Here is a 14,481-nt window from a genome sequence, read left to right on the forward strand (position 1 = left end):
GGATGGGTACCTTCCCACCCTATCGATCCGCGGGGACGGCAAAGAGCCCCGTCCATCGAATGGACGGGGCTCTCGCCGTGGCGACCTGCTTCAGGAGGTCAGGTGATCAGTGGTGGCCGTGGCCGCTCGTGATCTCCTTGTACTCCTCGGCGGTGGGCTTGGTGATCTGGTTGTCCGCGCCGTAGTAGCCCTTGCTGAGCTTGACCCGGAGCTTCTCCATACGCCCGATCTTGCGCTCCACGCCGTTCTCGTCGACGGCCGGCGGCAGGGCCGCGGCCTCGTACTGCTCGTGCGCCGTGAGACGGTGCAGCTCACCCTGGCTGAGCGGCTGGTGGACCTCGACGAACTCACCGTGCGGCAGGCGCTTGATGATGCCGGACTCGCGCCCGTGCAGCACCTTGTCCTTGTCCCGGCGCTGCAGGCCGAGGCAGATGCGCTTGGTGACGACGAACGCGATGACCGGTCCGGCGAAGAAGAAGATCCGGACGAACCAGGTGATCGAGTTGATCGACAGGTGGAAGTGCGTGGCCCAGAGGTCGTTGCCGCCACCGACGAGCATGATCATGTACGCGGTGATCCAGGCGACACCGAAGGCGGTGCGCGTCGGAGCGTTGCGCGGGCGCTGCGCGATGTGGTGCTCGCGCTTGTCGCCCGTGATCCAGGACTCGATGAACGGGTAGACCGCGATCGCCGCGAGCACCGCCGGGAAGATCGCCAGCGGGATCATCACGCCGAGGACCAGCGTGTGGCCCCACAGGTTGATCTCCCAGCCCGGCATGACACGGATCAGACCCTCGGCGAAGCCCATGTACCAGTCGGGCTGGGCGCCGGTGGACACCTGGTCCGGCCGGTACGGGCCGATGGCCCAGATCGGGTTGATCGAGGCGATCGCCGCGATGACCGCGATGACGCCGAAGACCAGGAAGAAGAAGCCTCCGGCCTTCGCCATGTACACCGGCAGCAGCGGCATGCCGACGACGTTCTTGTTCGTGCGGCCGGGGCCCTCGAACTGCGTGTGCTTGTGGACGAACACCAGGATGAGGTGCGCGACCACGAGACCCAGCATGATGCCGGGCAGCAGCAGCACGTGCGCCGAGTAGAACCGGGCGACGAAGTCGCCGCCGGGGAACTCCCCGCCGAACAGGAACATCGACAGGTACGTGCCGACGATCGGCACGGACAGGATCGCGCCCTGCATGAAGCGCACACCGGTGCCGGAGAGCAGGTCGTCCGGGAGCGAGTAACCGGTGAAGCCGGTGAACATGCCCAGGAAGAACAGCAGGAAGCCGAACAGCCAGTTGATCTCACGCGGCTTGCGGAACGCGCCGGTGAAGAACACGCGCATCATGTGCACGAACATGCCGGCGAGGAAGATCAGCGCCGCCCAGTGGTGGATCTGCCGGATCAGCAGACCACCGCGCACCTCGAACGAGATGTGCATGGTCGAGTTGAACGCCTCGGACATCAGCTGTCCCTGGAGCGGGACGTACGGTCCGACGTACTCCACCTCGTTCATCGACGGGTGGAAGAACATCGTCAGATAGACGCCCGTCAGGATGATGATGAGGAAGCTGTAGAGGCAGACCTCGCCCAGCATGAACGACCAGTGGTCCGGGAAGATCTTCCGCATGTTGGCCTTGGCCAGCGTGTAGATCCCCAGGCGGCCGTCGGCCCAGTCGGCGATGCGCTCGCCGGCGGGGGCCTTCTTCTGCGTATTGGTCACAGTGCTCATCCGCGCTCCCAGAAGGCGGGACCGACGGGCTCATCGAAGTCGCCGTGCGCCTCCAGGAAGCCCTTGTCGTTCACGCCGATCCGCAGCTGCGGGAGGGCGTGGCCGGCCGGGCCGAAGATGACACGGGCGCCGTCGGACAGGTCGAAGGTGGACTGGTGGCACGGGCAGAGCACGTGGTGCGTCTGCTGCTCGTACAGAGAGATCGGGCAGCCGACGTGGGTGCAGATCTTCGAGAAGGCGACGATGCCCTCGTGCGACCACTCGAGCTCGCGCTTGTCCTTGATGTCCTCCGGCTGGATGCGGACGATCATCAGGGCGGCCTTGGCGATCTCGGTCTGGAAGTGCTCGTCGTGCTCCGAGAGGCCCTCGGGCATCGCGAAGGTCAGCGAACCGACCGCGACGTCCTCGGGACGCAGCGGCTCGTGCGTGTTCATGTTGACGAGCAGCTTGCCCTTGGCCCACAGGGTGGAGCGGAGCTTCTTCTCGGGCAGCGGGCCCATGTCACGCAGCAGCACGATGCCGGAGAGCGGCACCATGGCCAGCGCGCCGAACAGCGTGTTGCGGATCAGCTTGCGCCGGCCGAAGCCGGACTCGGCGGCACCGGCCGCGAAGTCCGCCATGACCTTGGCCTTGACCTCGGGCGTGGCCGCCATCGGGTGACGCTCGTCGGCGACCTCGACGTCGGACATCAGGGTGCGGGCCCAGTGGACCGCGCCCGCGCCGATGAAGAACAGGGCCGCACCGAGGGTCAGACCCAGGGAGAAGTTGAGCGCGGACACCCGGCCGAAGGGCCAGATGTACACGATCTTGTCCACCGGGAAGATCACGTACGAGGCGATGAAGCCGATCGTGGCCAGCATCGACAGCGTGAACATGAAGGCGACCGCACGCTCGGACCGCCGGGCGGCCCGCTCGTCGATGTCCTGGATGCGCGGCTTGTGGGGCGGGAGGCCCGGGTCGGCGAACGGGTCGTCGACGACCTTCACCGCGCCGTGCGCGGTGCCCTGCTCGGACGGCAGGTTCTCTTCTGGATTCTCTTGGGTACTCATGACTTCTTGGCCTTAGCGGTGTGGGCCGCGACCCAGATGGCAACTGCGATCAGCGCGCCCAGACCGAAGACCCACGCGAACAGACCCTCGCTGACGGGGCCGAGGCCACCCAGCTTGAGACCACCCGGGTTGTCGGCCTTGTCGCTGTTGACGGCCTGGACGTAGGCGATGATGTCCTTCTTCTGCTTCTCCGGCATGGTCGTGTCGGGGAAGGAGGGCATGTTCTGCGGGCCGGTCTGCATGGCCTCGTAGAGGTGCTTCGGGCTGACGCCTTCGAGGTTCGGGGCGTACTTGCCGTAGGTCAGCGCGCCACCCTCACCGGTGAAGTTGTGGCACTGGGCGCAGTTGGAGCGGAACAGCTCGCCGCCCTTGGCGATGTCGGCGCCGTCAGGGCTGTACTGGCCTTCGGTCGGCACGATCGGGCCGGCACCGAGGGAAGCCACGTACGCCGCGAGCTGATCGATCTCAGCCTGCGTGTAGATGACCTTCTTCTTCGGGACCTGGGCGCCCGGCTGCTGGGCCGGCATACGGCCCGTGCCGACCTGGAAGTCCACGGCCGCCGAGCCCACGCCGACCAGGGACGGACCGTCAGAGGTGCCCTGACCGCCGGTCCCGTGGCAGCTGGCGCAGCCTACGGCGTAGAGCTTCTTGCCCTCCTCGATGGCGAGGGACTGGGCGGTTTCGTCGGCCTTCGCGGTGCCCGCGGGCGCGAACGCGGCGTACAGCCCCCCAGTTGCCGCCAGCGCGAGAAGTAGGACGACGACCGCCGCCAGCGGATGGCGTCGTCGTGCGGAGAGCTTTTTCACGGATTACCCCGGTGTCAGGATCTTCTGCGTCGATGCTTGCTGGATGTGTGGCCCGCCGGGAGCGGCGGAGCACGATTACTTGATCAAGTAGATCGTGGCGAAGAGGCCGATCCAGACGACATCGACGAAGTGCCAGTAGTAGGACACGACGATGGCGGCGGTTGCCTGCTCGTGAGTGAACCTCTTGGCGGCGTACGTCCGGCCCAGGACCAGCAGGAAGGCGATGAGACCGCCCGTCACGTGCAGGCCGTGGAAGCCGGTGGTCAGGTAGAACACCGTGCCGTACGGGTCCGAGGACAGCGAGAGGCCGTCCTCCTTGACCAGCTCGGTGTACTCGAAGACCTGGCCGCCAATGAAGATCGCGCCCATCACGAACGTGATGATGAACCACGTCCGGAGCTTCTTCACGTCGCCCCGCTCCGCGGCGAAGACGCCGAGCTGGCAGGTGAGTGAGGAGAGCACCAGGATCGTGGTGTTCGTCGCCGAGAACGGGAGGTTCAAGGCCGAGGCCTTTTCCGTCCAGAACTCGGCGCCCATCACGGATCGCAGGGTGAAGTACATCGCGAAGAGGGCCGCGAAGAACATCAGCTCGGAGCTCAACCAGATGATGGTTCCGACGCTGGTGAGGTTCGGTCGATTGACCGACGGGTGCGCGTGCCCGGTTTCTACTGTCGTTACTGTCGCCACGACCGACATTATGTCGGTCGCTTATCCCGCCCTCACTCCGGGGGGTGCCGTTCGGAGTGTCCGGGGGGCGTGTCCTGCCCGAACGGCCCATCGGAAGGGCCTTCCGGCACCCTTCGAACAGGTGTTGAACGGGTGTTGACGAGGTGTGGACCGGAGTAGCATCCGCGCAACGACCGACCACCTTCACGGAGGAACGATGCAGTCGAGCGCCACGGTCCTGGTCTACAGCGACGACGCGAACACCCGCGCGCAGGTCCGCCTGGCGGCGGGTCGCAGGCCCGCGGCCGATGTTCCCCCGGTCGAGTTCGTCGAGTGCGCGACGCTGCCCGCCGTGTTGACGGCCCTGGACGAGGGCGGCATCGACGTGTGCGTGCTGGACGGCGAGACGGTGCCGGCGGGCGGCATGGGCGTGTGCCGGCAGATCAAGGACGAGGTCTTCCACTGCCCTCCGGTCCTGCTGCTGATCGGCCGTCCGCAGGACGCCTGGCTGGCCACCTGGAGTCGCGCGGACGCCGCGGTCACCCTTCCGGTGGAACCGGTGGAGTTCGCGGCGTCCCTGGCGTCCCTGCTGCGTTCGCGGCTCTCCCTCGACGCCTGAGGGTTCTGCGGGGCCTGAGAGGCCTTGCGGGGCCCGAGGCGGCCCCGGGGGGCCCGGGGGCCCGTGAGGCCTACAGGGAGGGCCTGAGCCGGGCCTTGGCGTCCACGGTGGCGGCCGGATCGGAGGAGTCCGCCACCAGGGCGCTGCCCTTGCGCCACTTGGCCCAGTCCAGGTTCCAGTCGCCGAAGCCGTTGCCGAAGGTGTCCATCATCTCGCCCTCGCTGTTGACGACGCGGACGATGTCCCCCGGGCGCACGTTCTCGTAGAACCAGGCGGCGTTCCCTGTCGACATGCCGACACAGCCGTGGCTGACGTTCTCGACCCCCTGGGAGCCGACGGACCACGGCGCGGCGTGCACGTACTCGCCGCTCCACGTCACCCGTGTCGCGTAGTAGACGGGCAGGTCGTACGAGTCGGAGCTGCCCTCCGAGATGCCGATGCTGGTGCCCCGCATCCGGACGTAGTACTCCTTGCCGAGCACCACTTTGATCCCGTTACGGGTGGAGAAGCCCGGTTTTCCGGTGGTCACCGGAATGGTGTTGATCACTTCTCCGTTGCGCCGCACCGTCATGTAGTGCGAGCCGGCGTCGGCGACGGCCTCGATCCGGTCGCCGATGGTCAGCTTGAGCGGCTTGGAGTCGCCTCCGTAGAGCTTGTCGCCGACCTTGAGACCGGCCAGGTTGCCGGTGGCGGTGACGACGGCGCCCGTGGGCCAGTACTCCTTCGGGCGGAAGTGCAGCTTCTTGTCGTCCACCCAGTACCAGGAGCCCTCCACGGCGGGCGTCGAGCGGACCTTGAGGGCCCGTTCCACGATCGCGCGGGCCGCCTTGTCCTTGACCGGGAGGCTCAGGTCGGCGGTGATCGGCTGACCGACGCCGTACGTGCCCGCCTGCGGGCCGAAGGCGACGGTGAGGGCCCGTTTGGCCGGAGCCGTCTCGAAGGTGAACGTACGGGCCCCAGGGGCGCCGTCCCCGTCCTCCGTGGCCACCTGGACGGTGTACCGGGCGCCGGCCGCCAGCGCGGCGGTGGAGCGCCACTTGCGCCCGTCCGCGGTGAGCTCGCCGGCCAGGTGGTGGCCCGACTCGTCCAGGGCGGTGACGTCGGTGATCCGCCCGTCGTCGCCCTTGGCCGTGATCTCCAGCGGCTTCTCGGGGTCGGCCTTCTTGCCCTCCTCGGGGGCGTTGAAGGCGATCTCGTCCGCCGCGTCGTAGGGCTTCGCCGAGAGCGGATGGTTTCCGGAGCCCGCGCACGCGGTGGCGCCCGCGGTGACGGTGAGGGCCAGAAGAGTGCAGCTCAGAACAGTCCGAATGCGCGGCGTGTCGTTCATGACTTCACGTTAAGAACAATCCTCGGACCCAGCGCGCCGGGCATGGCAAACGAGGGGCCCGGCCGCTTCGTTCGCACGAAGTGACCGGGCCCCTCGGGGTGTTACGGGGTACTGCGGGTGCTACTGGTTCTGGTTCTCACCGCGGTAGAACTCGAAGACCCAGCCGAAGATGCCGACCAGGATCAACGGGGCGGAGAAGTACAGGATCCACCAGCCCATCGCGATGGCGAGGAAGGCGAGCGCACCGCCGATGGCCAGCGAGAGCGGCTGCCAGCTGTGGGGGGCGAAGAAGCCCACCTCGCCGGCCTCGTCCGCGACGTCGGCCTCCTTCTCGTCCTGCGCCATGGCGTCGACCCGCCGGGCCGTGAAGGCCAGGTAGTAGCCGATCATGATGCAGAGACCGAACGCCAGGAACAGCGCCGTCGTGCCGACCGGCTCCTTCGACCACACGCCATAGAGGATCGCCATGGCGAGGACGAAGACGCTCAGCCAGATGAACATCTTGCCCTGGATCTTCACTTGCCGGTCTCCTTGCCGCCGGTGAGCGCCGCCACCTCGTGACCCTTGTTCTCGAGCTGGTCGAGAGCCGCGATCTCAGGGTGGTGCAGGTCGAACGCCGGGGATTCGGAACGGATCCGCGGCAGGGTGAGGAAGTTGTGCCGCGGCGGCGGGCAGGACGTCGCCCACTCGAGCGAACGGCCGTAGCCCCACGGGTCGTCGACCTCGATCTTCTTGCCGTACTTGGCGGTCTTCCACACGTTGTAGAAGAACGGCAGCATCGACAGGCCGAGCAGGAACGACGAGATCGTCGAGATGGTGTTCAGCGCCGTGAAGCCGTCGGCGTCGAGGTAGTCCGCGTAACGACGCGGCATGCCCTCGGCACCCAGCCAGTGCTGGACCAGGAACGTGCCGTGGAAGCCCACGAACAGCGTCCAGAAGGTCATCTTGCCGAGCCGCTCGTCCAGCATCTTGCCGGTGAACTTCGGCCACCAGAAGTGGAAGCCGGAGAACATCGCGAAGACCACGGTGCCGAAGATGACGTAGTGGAAGTGCGCGACGACGAAGTACGAGTCGGAGACGTGGAAGTCCATCGGCGGCGAGGCCAGGATGACGCCGGTCAGACCACCGAAGGTGAAGGTGATCAGGAAGCCGACGGCCCAGAGCATCGGGGTCTCGAAGGACAGCGAGCCCTTCCACATCGTGCCGATCCAGTTGAAGAACTTCACGCCGGTCGGTACGGCGATGAGGAACGTCATGAAGGAGAAGAACGGCAGGAGCACGCCACCGGTGACGTACATGTGGTGCGCCCACACGGTCACGGACAGACCCGCGATCGCGATGGTCGCGGCCACCAGACCGATGTAGCCGAACATCGGCTTGCGGCTGAAGACCGGGATGACCTCGGAGATGATGCCGAAGAAGGGCAAGGCGATGATGTACACCTCTGGGTGTCCGAAGAACCAGAAGAGGTGTTGCCAGAGCAGCGCTCCGCCGTTGGCCGCGTCGAAGACGTGGGCACCGAACTTGCGGTCCGCCTCCAGGGCGAACAGCGCGGCCGCCAGGACCGGGAAGGCGAGCAGGACCAGGACACCGGTCAGCAGCACGTTCCAGGTGAAGATCGGCATGCGGAACATCGTCATGCCCGGAGCGCGCATGCAGATGATCGTGGTGATGAAGTTGACCGAGCCGAGGATCGTGCCGAAGCCGGAGAAGGCCAGACCCATGATCCACATGTCGGCGCCGACGCCCGGCGAGCGGACCGCGTCCGACAGCGGGGAGTAGGCGAACCAGCCGAAGTCGGCCGCACCCTGCGGGGTGAGGAAGCCGGCCACCGCGATGATCGAGCCGAACAGGTACAGCCAGTAGGCGAACATGTTCAGCCGCGGGAACGCCACGTCGGGCGCGCCGATCTGCAGCGGCATGATCCAGTTCGCGAAGCCCGCGAAGAGCGGGGTGGCGAACATCAGCAGCATGATCGTGCCATGCATGGTGAACGCCTGGTTGAACTGCTCGTTCGACATGATCTGCGTGCCCGGACGGGCAAGCTCGGCGCGCATGAAGAGCGCCATCAGACCGCCGATGATGAAGAACACGAACGACGTCACCAGGTACATGGTGCCGATCGTCTTGTGGTCGGTGGTGGTAAGCCACTTCACCACGACGTTGCCGGGCTGCTTGCGGCGGACCGGGAGCTCGTTCTCGTACGAGTCCTCAGCCGCGGCCGAGCCGTGGGGTTCGTTGAGGATGCTCACAGCTTGTTCGTCTCCGCATTCCTGGCCGGGTCCGTCTGCTCGATGCCAGACGGGATGTAGCCGGTCTGCCCCTTCTCCGCCAGCTCCTTCAGGTGCTGCTGGTAGCGCTCCGGAGAGACCACCTTGACGTTGAAGAGCATCCGGGAGTGGTCGACACCGCACAGCTCGGCGCACTTGCCGAGGAACGTGCCCTCCTGGGTCGGGATGACCTCGAAGGCGTTGGTGTGACCGGGGATGACGTCCTGCTTCATGAGGAAGGGGACAACCCAGAAGGAGTGGATGACGTCGCGGGAGGTCAGGACGAACCGGACCCTCTCGCCCTTGGGCAGCCACAGGGTCGGACCGGGGTTGCCGGTCTGCGGGTTCCGGTCACCGGGGATGCCGGCGTCGTAGACGCCGCCCGCGTTCGCGGGGAACGCGTCCTTGTACTTGTCCGGAATGGCCGCGAGGTTGATGTCCGTCTTCGCGTTGCCCTTCACACCGGGCACGTCCTCGACGTAGTTGAAGCCCCAGCTCCACTGGTAGCCGACCACGTTCACGGTGTGGGCCGGCTTCGGGGAGAGCTCGAGGAGCTTCGACTCGTCGCGTGCGGTGAAGTAGAAGAGCACCGAGACGATGATGAGCGGGGTGACCGTGTACAGCGCCTCGATGGGCATGTTGTACCGGGTCTGCGGGGGTACCTCCACCTTGGTGCGGCTGCGCCGGTGGAAGATGGTCGCCCACAGGATCAGACCCCACACCAGCACGCCCGTGATGAGCGCTGCCGCCCACGAGCCCTGCCAGAGGGAGAGGATCCGAGGCGCCTCTTCCGTCACCGGGGTGGGCATGCCAAGGCGGGGGAAGTCTTCCCAGTTGTACGAGCAGCCGGTGGCTGTGGCCAGGATCAGGCCCGCAGTCAGCACCTGCGGCAGCTTCCGCCGCATCGGGCGCCGCGACGAGCGGTCGGAGCCGTTGGGACTCACGTAGCGCCTTCCCGAGAGTCTCGGCCCGCGTTTGGTCGGCCACGGCCGTCCGTCTCGCTGGTCGGTCGCCGCCCCGGCCGCGGGCAGGGGTTTGGATGTTTATGCGGACCAAACCCTACTGGACGCTATTTGGGGTCGCGCGGGGAGGGTGCCCAACGCGCCGTCCGAGTCCCCGAAGGGGTGGACTCCTGCGTTCCGCGGGTGGGTTCCACAGGGCCGATCGGCGGTGCGGGCGGGGCATCTGACGGATCCTTACCGCCCCCGGATCCCGTCCGATCGGGACCCCCGGTGCGGGTTAGCGTGGGCGGATGCCGTACTTCGACACCGCCTCCGCCGCCCCGTTGCACCCCGTCGCCCGCCAGGCGCTGCTCGCCTCCCTGGACGAGGGGTGGGCCGATCCGGCCCGGCTCCACCGGGAGGGGCGGCGGGCCCGGATGCTGCTGGACGCGGCCCGGGAGGCCGCGGCGGAGGCCGTGGGGTGCCGTCCGGACGAGCTCGTCTTCACTCCTTCGGGGACGCGCGCGGTTCACGCCGGGATCTCCGGGGCGCTCGCCGGGCGTCGGCGTGTCGGGGACCGCCTGGTGGTCTCGGCGGTCGAGCACTCCTGTGTGCTGCACGCGGGAGAGGCGCACGCGGCGGCGGGCGGCTCGATGGCCGAGGTGCCGGTGGAGCGGTCGGGCGCGGTGGACCCGGAGGTCTTCGCGGCGACGCTGGACGCGCGGACGGCCCTGGCCTGCCTGCAGTCCGCCAACCACGAGGTGGGCACCGAGCAGCCGGTGGCCGAGGTGGCGGAGGCCTGCCGGGCGGCCGGGGTGCCGCTGCTCGTGGACGCGGCGCAGTCGCTCGGCTGGGGGCCGGTGCCGGAGGGCTGGTCACTGCTGGCGGCGAGCGCCCACAAGTGGGGCGGCCCGGCGGGCGTCGGGCTGCTCGCGGTGCGCAAGGGGGTGCGGTTCGCCCCGCAAGGCCCGGCCGACGAGCGGGAGTCGGGGCGGGCGCCCGGCTTCGAGAACCTGCCGGCGATCGTGGCGGCGGCGGCCTCACTGCGGGCGGTGCGGGCGGAGGCGGCGGCCGAGGCGGCGCGGCTGCGGGCCCTGGTGGACCGGATCCGGGTGCGGGTGCCGGAGCTGGTGCCGGACGTGGAGGTGGTGGGCGATCCGGTGCGGCGGCTGCCGCACCTGGTGACCTTCTCCTGTCTCTATGTCGACGGGGAGGCGTTGCTGCACGAGCTGGACCGGGAGGGTTTCTCCGTTTCGTCCGGTTCGTCGTGCACGAGTTCGACGCTGACACCCAGCCATGTGCTGCGGGCGATGGGGGTGCTGAGCGAGGGCAACGTCCGGGTGTCGCTGCCGGCGGGCACCTCCGAGGAGGACGTCGACCGCTTCCTCGCGGTGCTGCCGGGCGCGGTCGCCTCGGTACGGGACCGGCTCGGGGCACCGGAGCCCGCGGCGGCGCCCTCCGGCGCGGCCGGCACGCGGGTGGTGGACGCCCTCGGCAAGCGCTGCCCGATCCCGGTGATCGAACTCGCGAAGGTGTTCGGGTCGGTACCGGTGGGCGGCACGGTGACGGTCCTGTCGGACGACGAGGCGGCCCGTCTCGACATCCCGGCCTGGTGTGAGATGCGCGGGCAGGAGTACGTGGGCGAGGAGCCGTCGCCGAAGGGCGGCACGGCGTACGTGGTGCGGCGGGTGTCCTGAGGCTCCGGGGCGGACGCACCGGAGCCCCGGTCCGCGCCGTACGGGCGGCGGGCCGGGGCTCCGGGGGGCTTTTTCAGGACAACCTCAGGAGAGGTGCGCCTGGACCTCGGCGGCGGCCTCGTCTCCGTAGGCCTTGGTGAAGCGGTCCATGAAGTTGGTGCGGCGCAGCGTGTACTCCTGCGTGCCCAGGGTCTCGATCACCAGGGTGGCTAGCATGCAGCCGACCTGGGCGGCGCGCTCCAGGCCGACGCCCCAGGACAGGCCGGTCAGGAAGCCGGCCCGGAAGGCGTCGCCGACACCGGTCGGGTCGACCTTGGCGTCCTCCTCCGGGCAGCCGACCTCGATGGCCGGCTCGCCGACGCGCTCGATGCGCACGCCGCGGGAGCCGAGGGTGGTGACCCGGTGGCCGACGCGCTCCAGGATCTCCTGCTCGGTCCAGCCCGTCTTGGACTCGATGAGGCCCTTCTCGTACTCGTTGGAGAAGAGGTAGGTCGCCCCGTCGAGGAGGGTGCGGATCTCCTCGCCGCCCATGCGCGCGATCTGCTGCGAGAAGTCGGCCGCGAAGGGGATCTCGCGGGTGCGGCACTCCTCGGTGTGGCGCAGCATCGCCTCGGGGTCGTCGGCGCCGATCAGCACCAGGTCGAGGCCGCCCACGCGGTCGGCGACGGCCTTCAGCTCGATCAGCCGGGCCTCGCTCATGGCGCCGGTGTAGAACGAGCCGATCTGGTTGTGGTCGCTGTCCGTGGTGCACACGAAGCGGGCGGTGTGCAGGACCTCGGAGATGCGCACCGAGCCGGTGTCGACGCCGTGGCGGTCGAGCCAGCCGCGGTACTCGTCGAAGTCGTACCCCGCCGCGCCGACGAGGATCGGGCTGCCGCCGAGCTGGCCCATGCCGAAGCAGATGTTGGGGCCGACGCCGCCGCGCCGGATGTCGAGGTTGTCGACCAGGAAGGAGAGGGAGACCGTGTGGAGCTGGTCCGCCACGAGCTGGTCGGCGAACCGGCCCGGGAAGGTCATGAGGTGGTCGGTGGCGATGGAGCCGGTGACTGCGATACGCACGGCTGGACGCTCCTGCGGTAAGGACGGTGATGACAGTTCACGCTACCGGGTGCGACCCCGCATGCCGAACAGTGGAAACTACCCCAGAGTAGGGCTTTTCCCCGAACCGACGGCCTGCGTACGGTGCGACCATGACCCAGTACCCCGCTCCTCGTGAGCCTCAGGAGTCCGAGTTCAGTCTTGCGCAGCTGTGCGGTGACAGTGCACGGATGGCTCCGCACTGGGTGACCCCGGCCGCCCCCGCGGCCACCCGGGTCTCCCCCGCGCTCATCCACGGCGTCGAGGTGCCCGCCGCCTCGGCCCGGCTGATCGCCGCCACCTCCGAGTACGGAGCCTGACCGGGGGACCTGACGGGACCGGCGGAACCGGCTGAGCGCTTCTCCCGTCCCATGGGTGTCTCCCAAAGGGACGCCATGGTCAGGAGGAGCGTGCGGTGAACAGTACGGAGAACCGGTCCGGGAAGCGCGGCCCGCTCCTCGTCGCCTCGGTGGCGGCGGGGGTGCTGCTGGCAGGCGGGGGCGGCGTGTACTACGCCGCCACGGCCGCCGGCGGGGGCGGAGGCGCGAAGACGGCGCCGGCCGCCCCGCCGATGCTGAACCTGGACGAGAAGGGCGACCGCGGTCCGGGGATCGCGCCCGGCGAGCCCGACCCCGGCGGCGGTCCGAGCGGGACGGTCTACCGGGCCGGGGTCCCGCTCCCCCAGGGGCCGTCCGAGGCCGCGGTGCACCGGCCCGAGGGGCGGATCGGCGCGGCCGACGTGACCCGGCTGGCGAAGGCGCTCGGCATGTCCGGCACCCCGCGCCTGGTGGGCGAGGTGTGGCGGCTGGGTCCGGACCGGGACGAGTCCGGGCCGCGGCTGGACGTCTCGGCGAAGGCGCCGGGCAGCTGGACGTACAGCCAGTACCAGGGCGGTCCGGTGGGTGACACCTGCCTGAAGGGCAAGGCCTGCCCGCCGCCCGGGGAGGCCGGACCCCCGCGCGGCGGCAGCCCGGTGAGCGAGGCCGCGGCGAAGGCGGCGGTGGCGCCGGTGCTCAAGGCGACCGGCCAGGACGACGCCAAGCTGGACGCGCGGCAGCTGATGAACGGCTCGGTGCGGGTGGTGAACGCCGACCCGGTGGTGGGCGGCCTGCCGACGTACGGCTGGTCGACCGGCGTCCACGTCGGTCCCGACGGCTCGCTGGTCGCCGGGAGCGGGCGCCTGACGGAGCCGCCGGCGGGCGACACCTATCCGGTGGTCGGCGCGCAGAAGGCGCTGGACGAGCTGAACAAGGCGGCGAAGGGGACCGGCCCGATCGGGATCGGCGGCTGCGCCACCGACCCGCCGGCGGGTGCGGCCGACACCGCGGGCGAGCGGCCCGACCTGCCGTGCCGGACGACGGCCGACGCGGCGCCGCCGCAGGTCGTGACGGTGACCGGTGCGCGCTTCGGGCTGGCCGCGCAGTACGTGGACGGCGAGCAGGTGCTGGTGCCCGCGTGGCTGTTCGAGGCACGGGAGAAGCCCGGCACGGCGCCGTACACGGTGGTGCGGACGGCGGTGGACGCGCGGTACCTGGCGCCGCCGGCCTCGTCCTCTCCCCCGCCGGACCAGGGGACCGCGCCGGAGCGGCAGATCTCCTCGTTCACGACCGACCCGGCGGGCCGGAAGCTGTCGGTGAGCTTCTGGGGCGGGGTGTGCAGCACCTACACGGTCACGGCCGTGGAGACCCCGGCGAAGGTCACGGTGCGGATCGCGGAGAAGCCGGCCGACCCGGACAAGGTCTGCATCGCGATCGCCGTGGACGTCACGAAGACGGTGACCCTGGAACAGCCGCTGGGCGGCCGGCCCGTGGTGGACGGGGCGAGCGGGCAGGCCGTGCCCCGGAAGTGAGCGCGGACGCGCGAGAGGGCGGCACCCGCGATGCGGGTGCCGCCCTCTCGGGTGCTACGGCTTAGCTGAAGCTGTCGCCGCAGGCGCAGGAACCCGTGGCGTTGGGGTTGTCGATCGTGAAGCCCTGCTTCTCGATGGTGTCGACGAAGTCGATGGAGGCGCCACCGAGGTAGGGGGCGCTCATGCGGTCGGTGACGACCTTGACGCCGTCGAAGTCCTTGACGACGTCGCCGTCGAGCGAGCGCTCGTCGAAGAACAGCTGGTAGCGCAGGCCGGAGCAGCCACCGGGCTGAACGGCGACGCGCAGCGCGAGGTCGTCGCGGCCTTCCTGCTCGAGGAGGGCCTTGACCTTCCCCGCGGCGGCGTCGGACAGGAGGATGCCGTCGCTGACAGTGGTCTTCTCGTCCGATACGGACATCTGCTTCTCTCCCGGTTTGATACGGAGACT

Annotated in this window: 14 protein-coding genes; 4 read left to right on the forward strand and 10 right to left on the reverse strand. The window is 69.2% G+C overall.

The window, feature by feature from the left end:
* Positions 1–106: 106 nt before the first annotated feature.
* From qcrB to ctaE, 4 genes are all read right to left on the reverse strand, one after another.
* Positions 107–1,732, reverse strand: coding sequence for a cytochrome bc1 complex cytochrome b subunit (qcrB, locus tag OG309_RS10310; protein WP_329419941.1), 1,626 nt, complete (start codon positions 1,730–1,732; stop codon positions 107–109).
* Positions 1,729–2,781 (reverse strand): cytochrome bc1 complex Rieske iron-sulfur subunit, encoded by a 1,053-nt coding sequence (gene qcrA / locus OG309_RS10315; RefSeq protein WP_329419944.1) that lies wholly within the window; start codon positions 2,779–2,781, stop codon positions 1,729–1,731. Before qcrA ends, qcrB begins: the two co-directional genes overlap by 4 nt.
* Positions 2,778–3,587 (reverse strand): cytochrome bc1 complex diheme cytochrome c subunit, encoded by an 810-nt coding sequence (gene qcrC, locus OG309_RS10320; protein ID WP_329419946.1) that lies wholly within the window; start codon positions 3,585–3,587, stop codon positions 2,778–2,780. Before qcrC ends, qcrA begins: the two co-directional genes overlap by 4 nt.
* Positions 3,588–3,662: 75 nt before the next feature.
* Positions 3,663–4,283 carry an aa3-type cytochrome oxidase subunit III gene (ctaE, locus tag OG309_RS10325; protein WP_329419947.1) on the reverse strand — a complete coding sequence of 207 codons (621 nt, stop codon included), beginning with the start codon at positions 4,281–4,283 and terminating at the stop codon, positions 3,663–3,665.
* A 187-nt stretch (positions 4,284–4,470) separates the two neighbouring features.
* On the opposite strand from ctaE, the gene OG309_RS10330 reads away from it, so the two are divergent.
* The gene (locus OG309_RS10330; RefSeq protein ID WP_329419949.1) at positions 4,471–4,872 is read left to right on the forward strand and encodes a hypothetical protein; all 402 of its coding nucleotides are present in this window, start codon (positions 4,471–4,473) and stop codon (positions 4,870–4,872) included.
* A gap of 70 nt (positions 4,873–4,942) precedes the next feature.
* On the opposite strand, the gene OG309_RS10335 is transcribed toward OG309_RS10330, so the two are convergent.
* The 4 genes from OG309_RS10335 to ctaC form a co-directional block, all read right to left on the reverse strand.
* The gene (locus OG309_RS10335; protein WP_329419951.1) at positions 4,943–6,199 is read right to left on the reverse strand and encodes a L,D-transpeptidase; all 1,257 of its coding nucleotides are present in this window, start codon (positions 6,197–6,199) and stop codon (positions 4,943–4,945) included.
* 120 nt (positions 6,200–6,319) lie between these two features.
* The gene (locus tag OG309_RS10340) at positions 6,320–6,718 is read right to left on the reverse strand and encodes a cytochrome c oxidase subunit 4 (RefSeq protein ID WP_329419952.1); all 399 of its coding nucleotides are present in this window, start codon (positions 6,716–6,718) and stop codon (positions 6,320–6,322) included.
* The gene (gene ctaD, locus OG309_RS10345) at positions 6,715–8,451 is read right to left on the reverse strand and encodes an aa3-type cytochrome oxidase subunit I (RefSeq protein WP_329419955.1); all 1,737 of its coding nucleotides are present in this window, start codon (positions 8,449–8,451) and stop codon (positions 6,715–6,717) included. Before ctaD ends, OG309_RS10340 begins: the two co-directional genes overlap by 4 nt.
* The gene (gene ctaC, locus OG309_RS10350; RefSeq protein WP_329419956.1) at positions 8,448–9,413 is read right to left on the reverse strand and encodes an aa3-type cytochrome oxidase subunit II; all 966 of its coding nucleotides are present in this window, start codon (positions 9,411–9,413) and stop codon (positions 8,448–8,450) included. Before ctaC ends, ctaD begins: the two co-directional genes overlap by 4 nt.
* Before the next feature lie 308 nt (positions 9,414–9,721).
* Between ctaC and OG309_RS10355 the strand changes: the two genes are divergently transcribed.
* Positions 9,722–11,107 (forward strand): cysteine desulfurase/sulfurtransferase TusA family protein, encoded by a 1,386-nt coding sequence (locus OG309_RS10355; RefSeq protein WP_329419958.1) that lies wholly within the window; start codon positions 9,722–9,724, stop codon positions 11,105–11,107.
* Positions 11,108–11,191: 84 nt separating this feature from the next.
* Here OG309_RS10355 and OG309_RS10360 read toward each other — a convergent pair whose 3' ends face one another.
* A complete protein-coding gene (locus OG309_RS10360) occupies positions 11,192–12,166 on the reverse strand; it encodes a carbohydrate kinase family protein (protein ID WP_329419960.1) in 975 nt (324 codons plus the stop codon).
* Between the two features lie 131 nt (positions 12,167–12,297).
* Between OG309_RS10360 and OG309_RS10365 the strand changes: the two genes are divergently transcribed.
* Together OG309_RS10365 and OG309_RS10370 are read left to right on the forward strand one after the other, a co-directional pair.
* Positions 12,298–12,504 carry a hypothetical protein gene (locus tag OG309_RS10365; protein WP_329419962.1) on the forward strand — a complete coding sequence of 69 codons (207 nt, stop codon included), beginning with the start codon at positions 12,298–12,300 and terminating at the stop codon, positions 12,502–12,504.
* A 95-nt stretch (positions 12,505–12,599) separates the two neighbouring features.
* Positions 12,600–14,033 (forward strand): hypothetical protein, encoded by a 1,434-nt coding sequence (locus tag OG309_RS10370; protein WP_329419963.1) that lies wholly within the window; start codon positions 12,600–12,602, stop codon positions 14,031–14,033.
* Positions 14,034–14,094: 61 nt separating this feature from the next.
* On the opposite strand, the gene OG309_RS10375 is transcribed toward OG309_RS10370, so the two are convergent.
* Entirely contained in the window at positions 14,095–14,451 is a 357-nt protein-coding gene (locus OG309_RS10375; RefSeq protein WP_329419964.1) for a HesB/IscA family protein, read from the reverse strand.
* Positions 14,452–14,481 lie beyond the last annotated feature (30 nt).

Origin of the sequence: Streptomyces sp. NBC_01268 (assembly GCF_036240795.1) — a bacterium.
Lineage (GTDB): Bacteria > Actinomycetota > Actinomycetes > Streptomycetales > Streptomycetaceae > Streptomyces.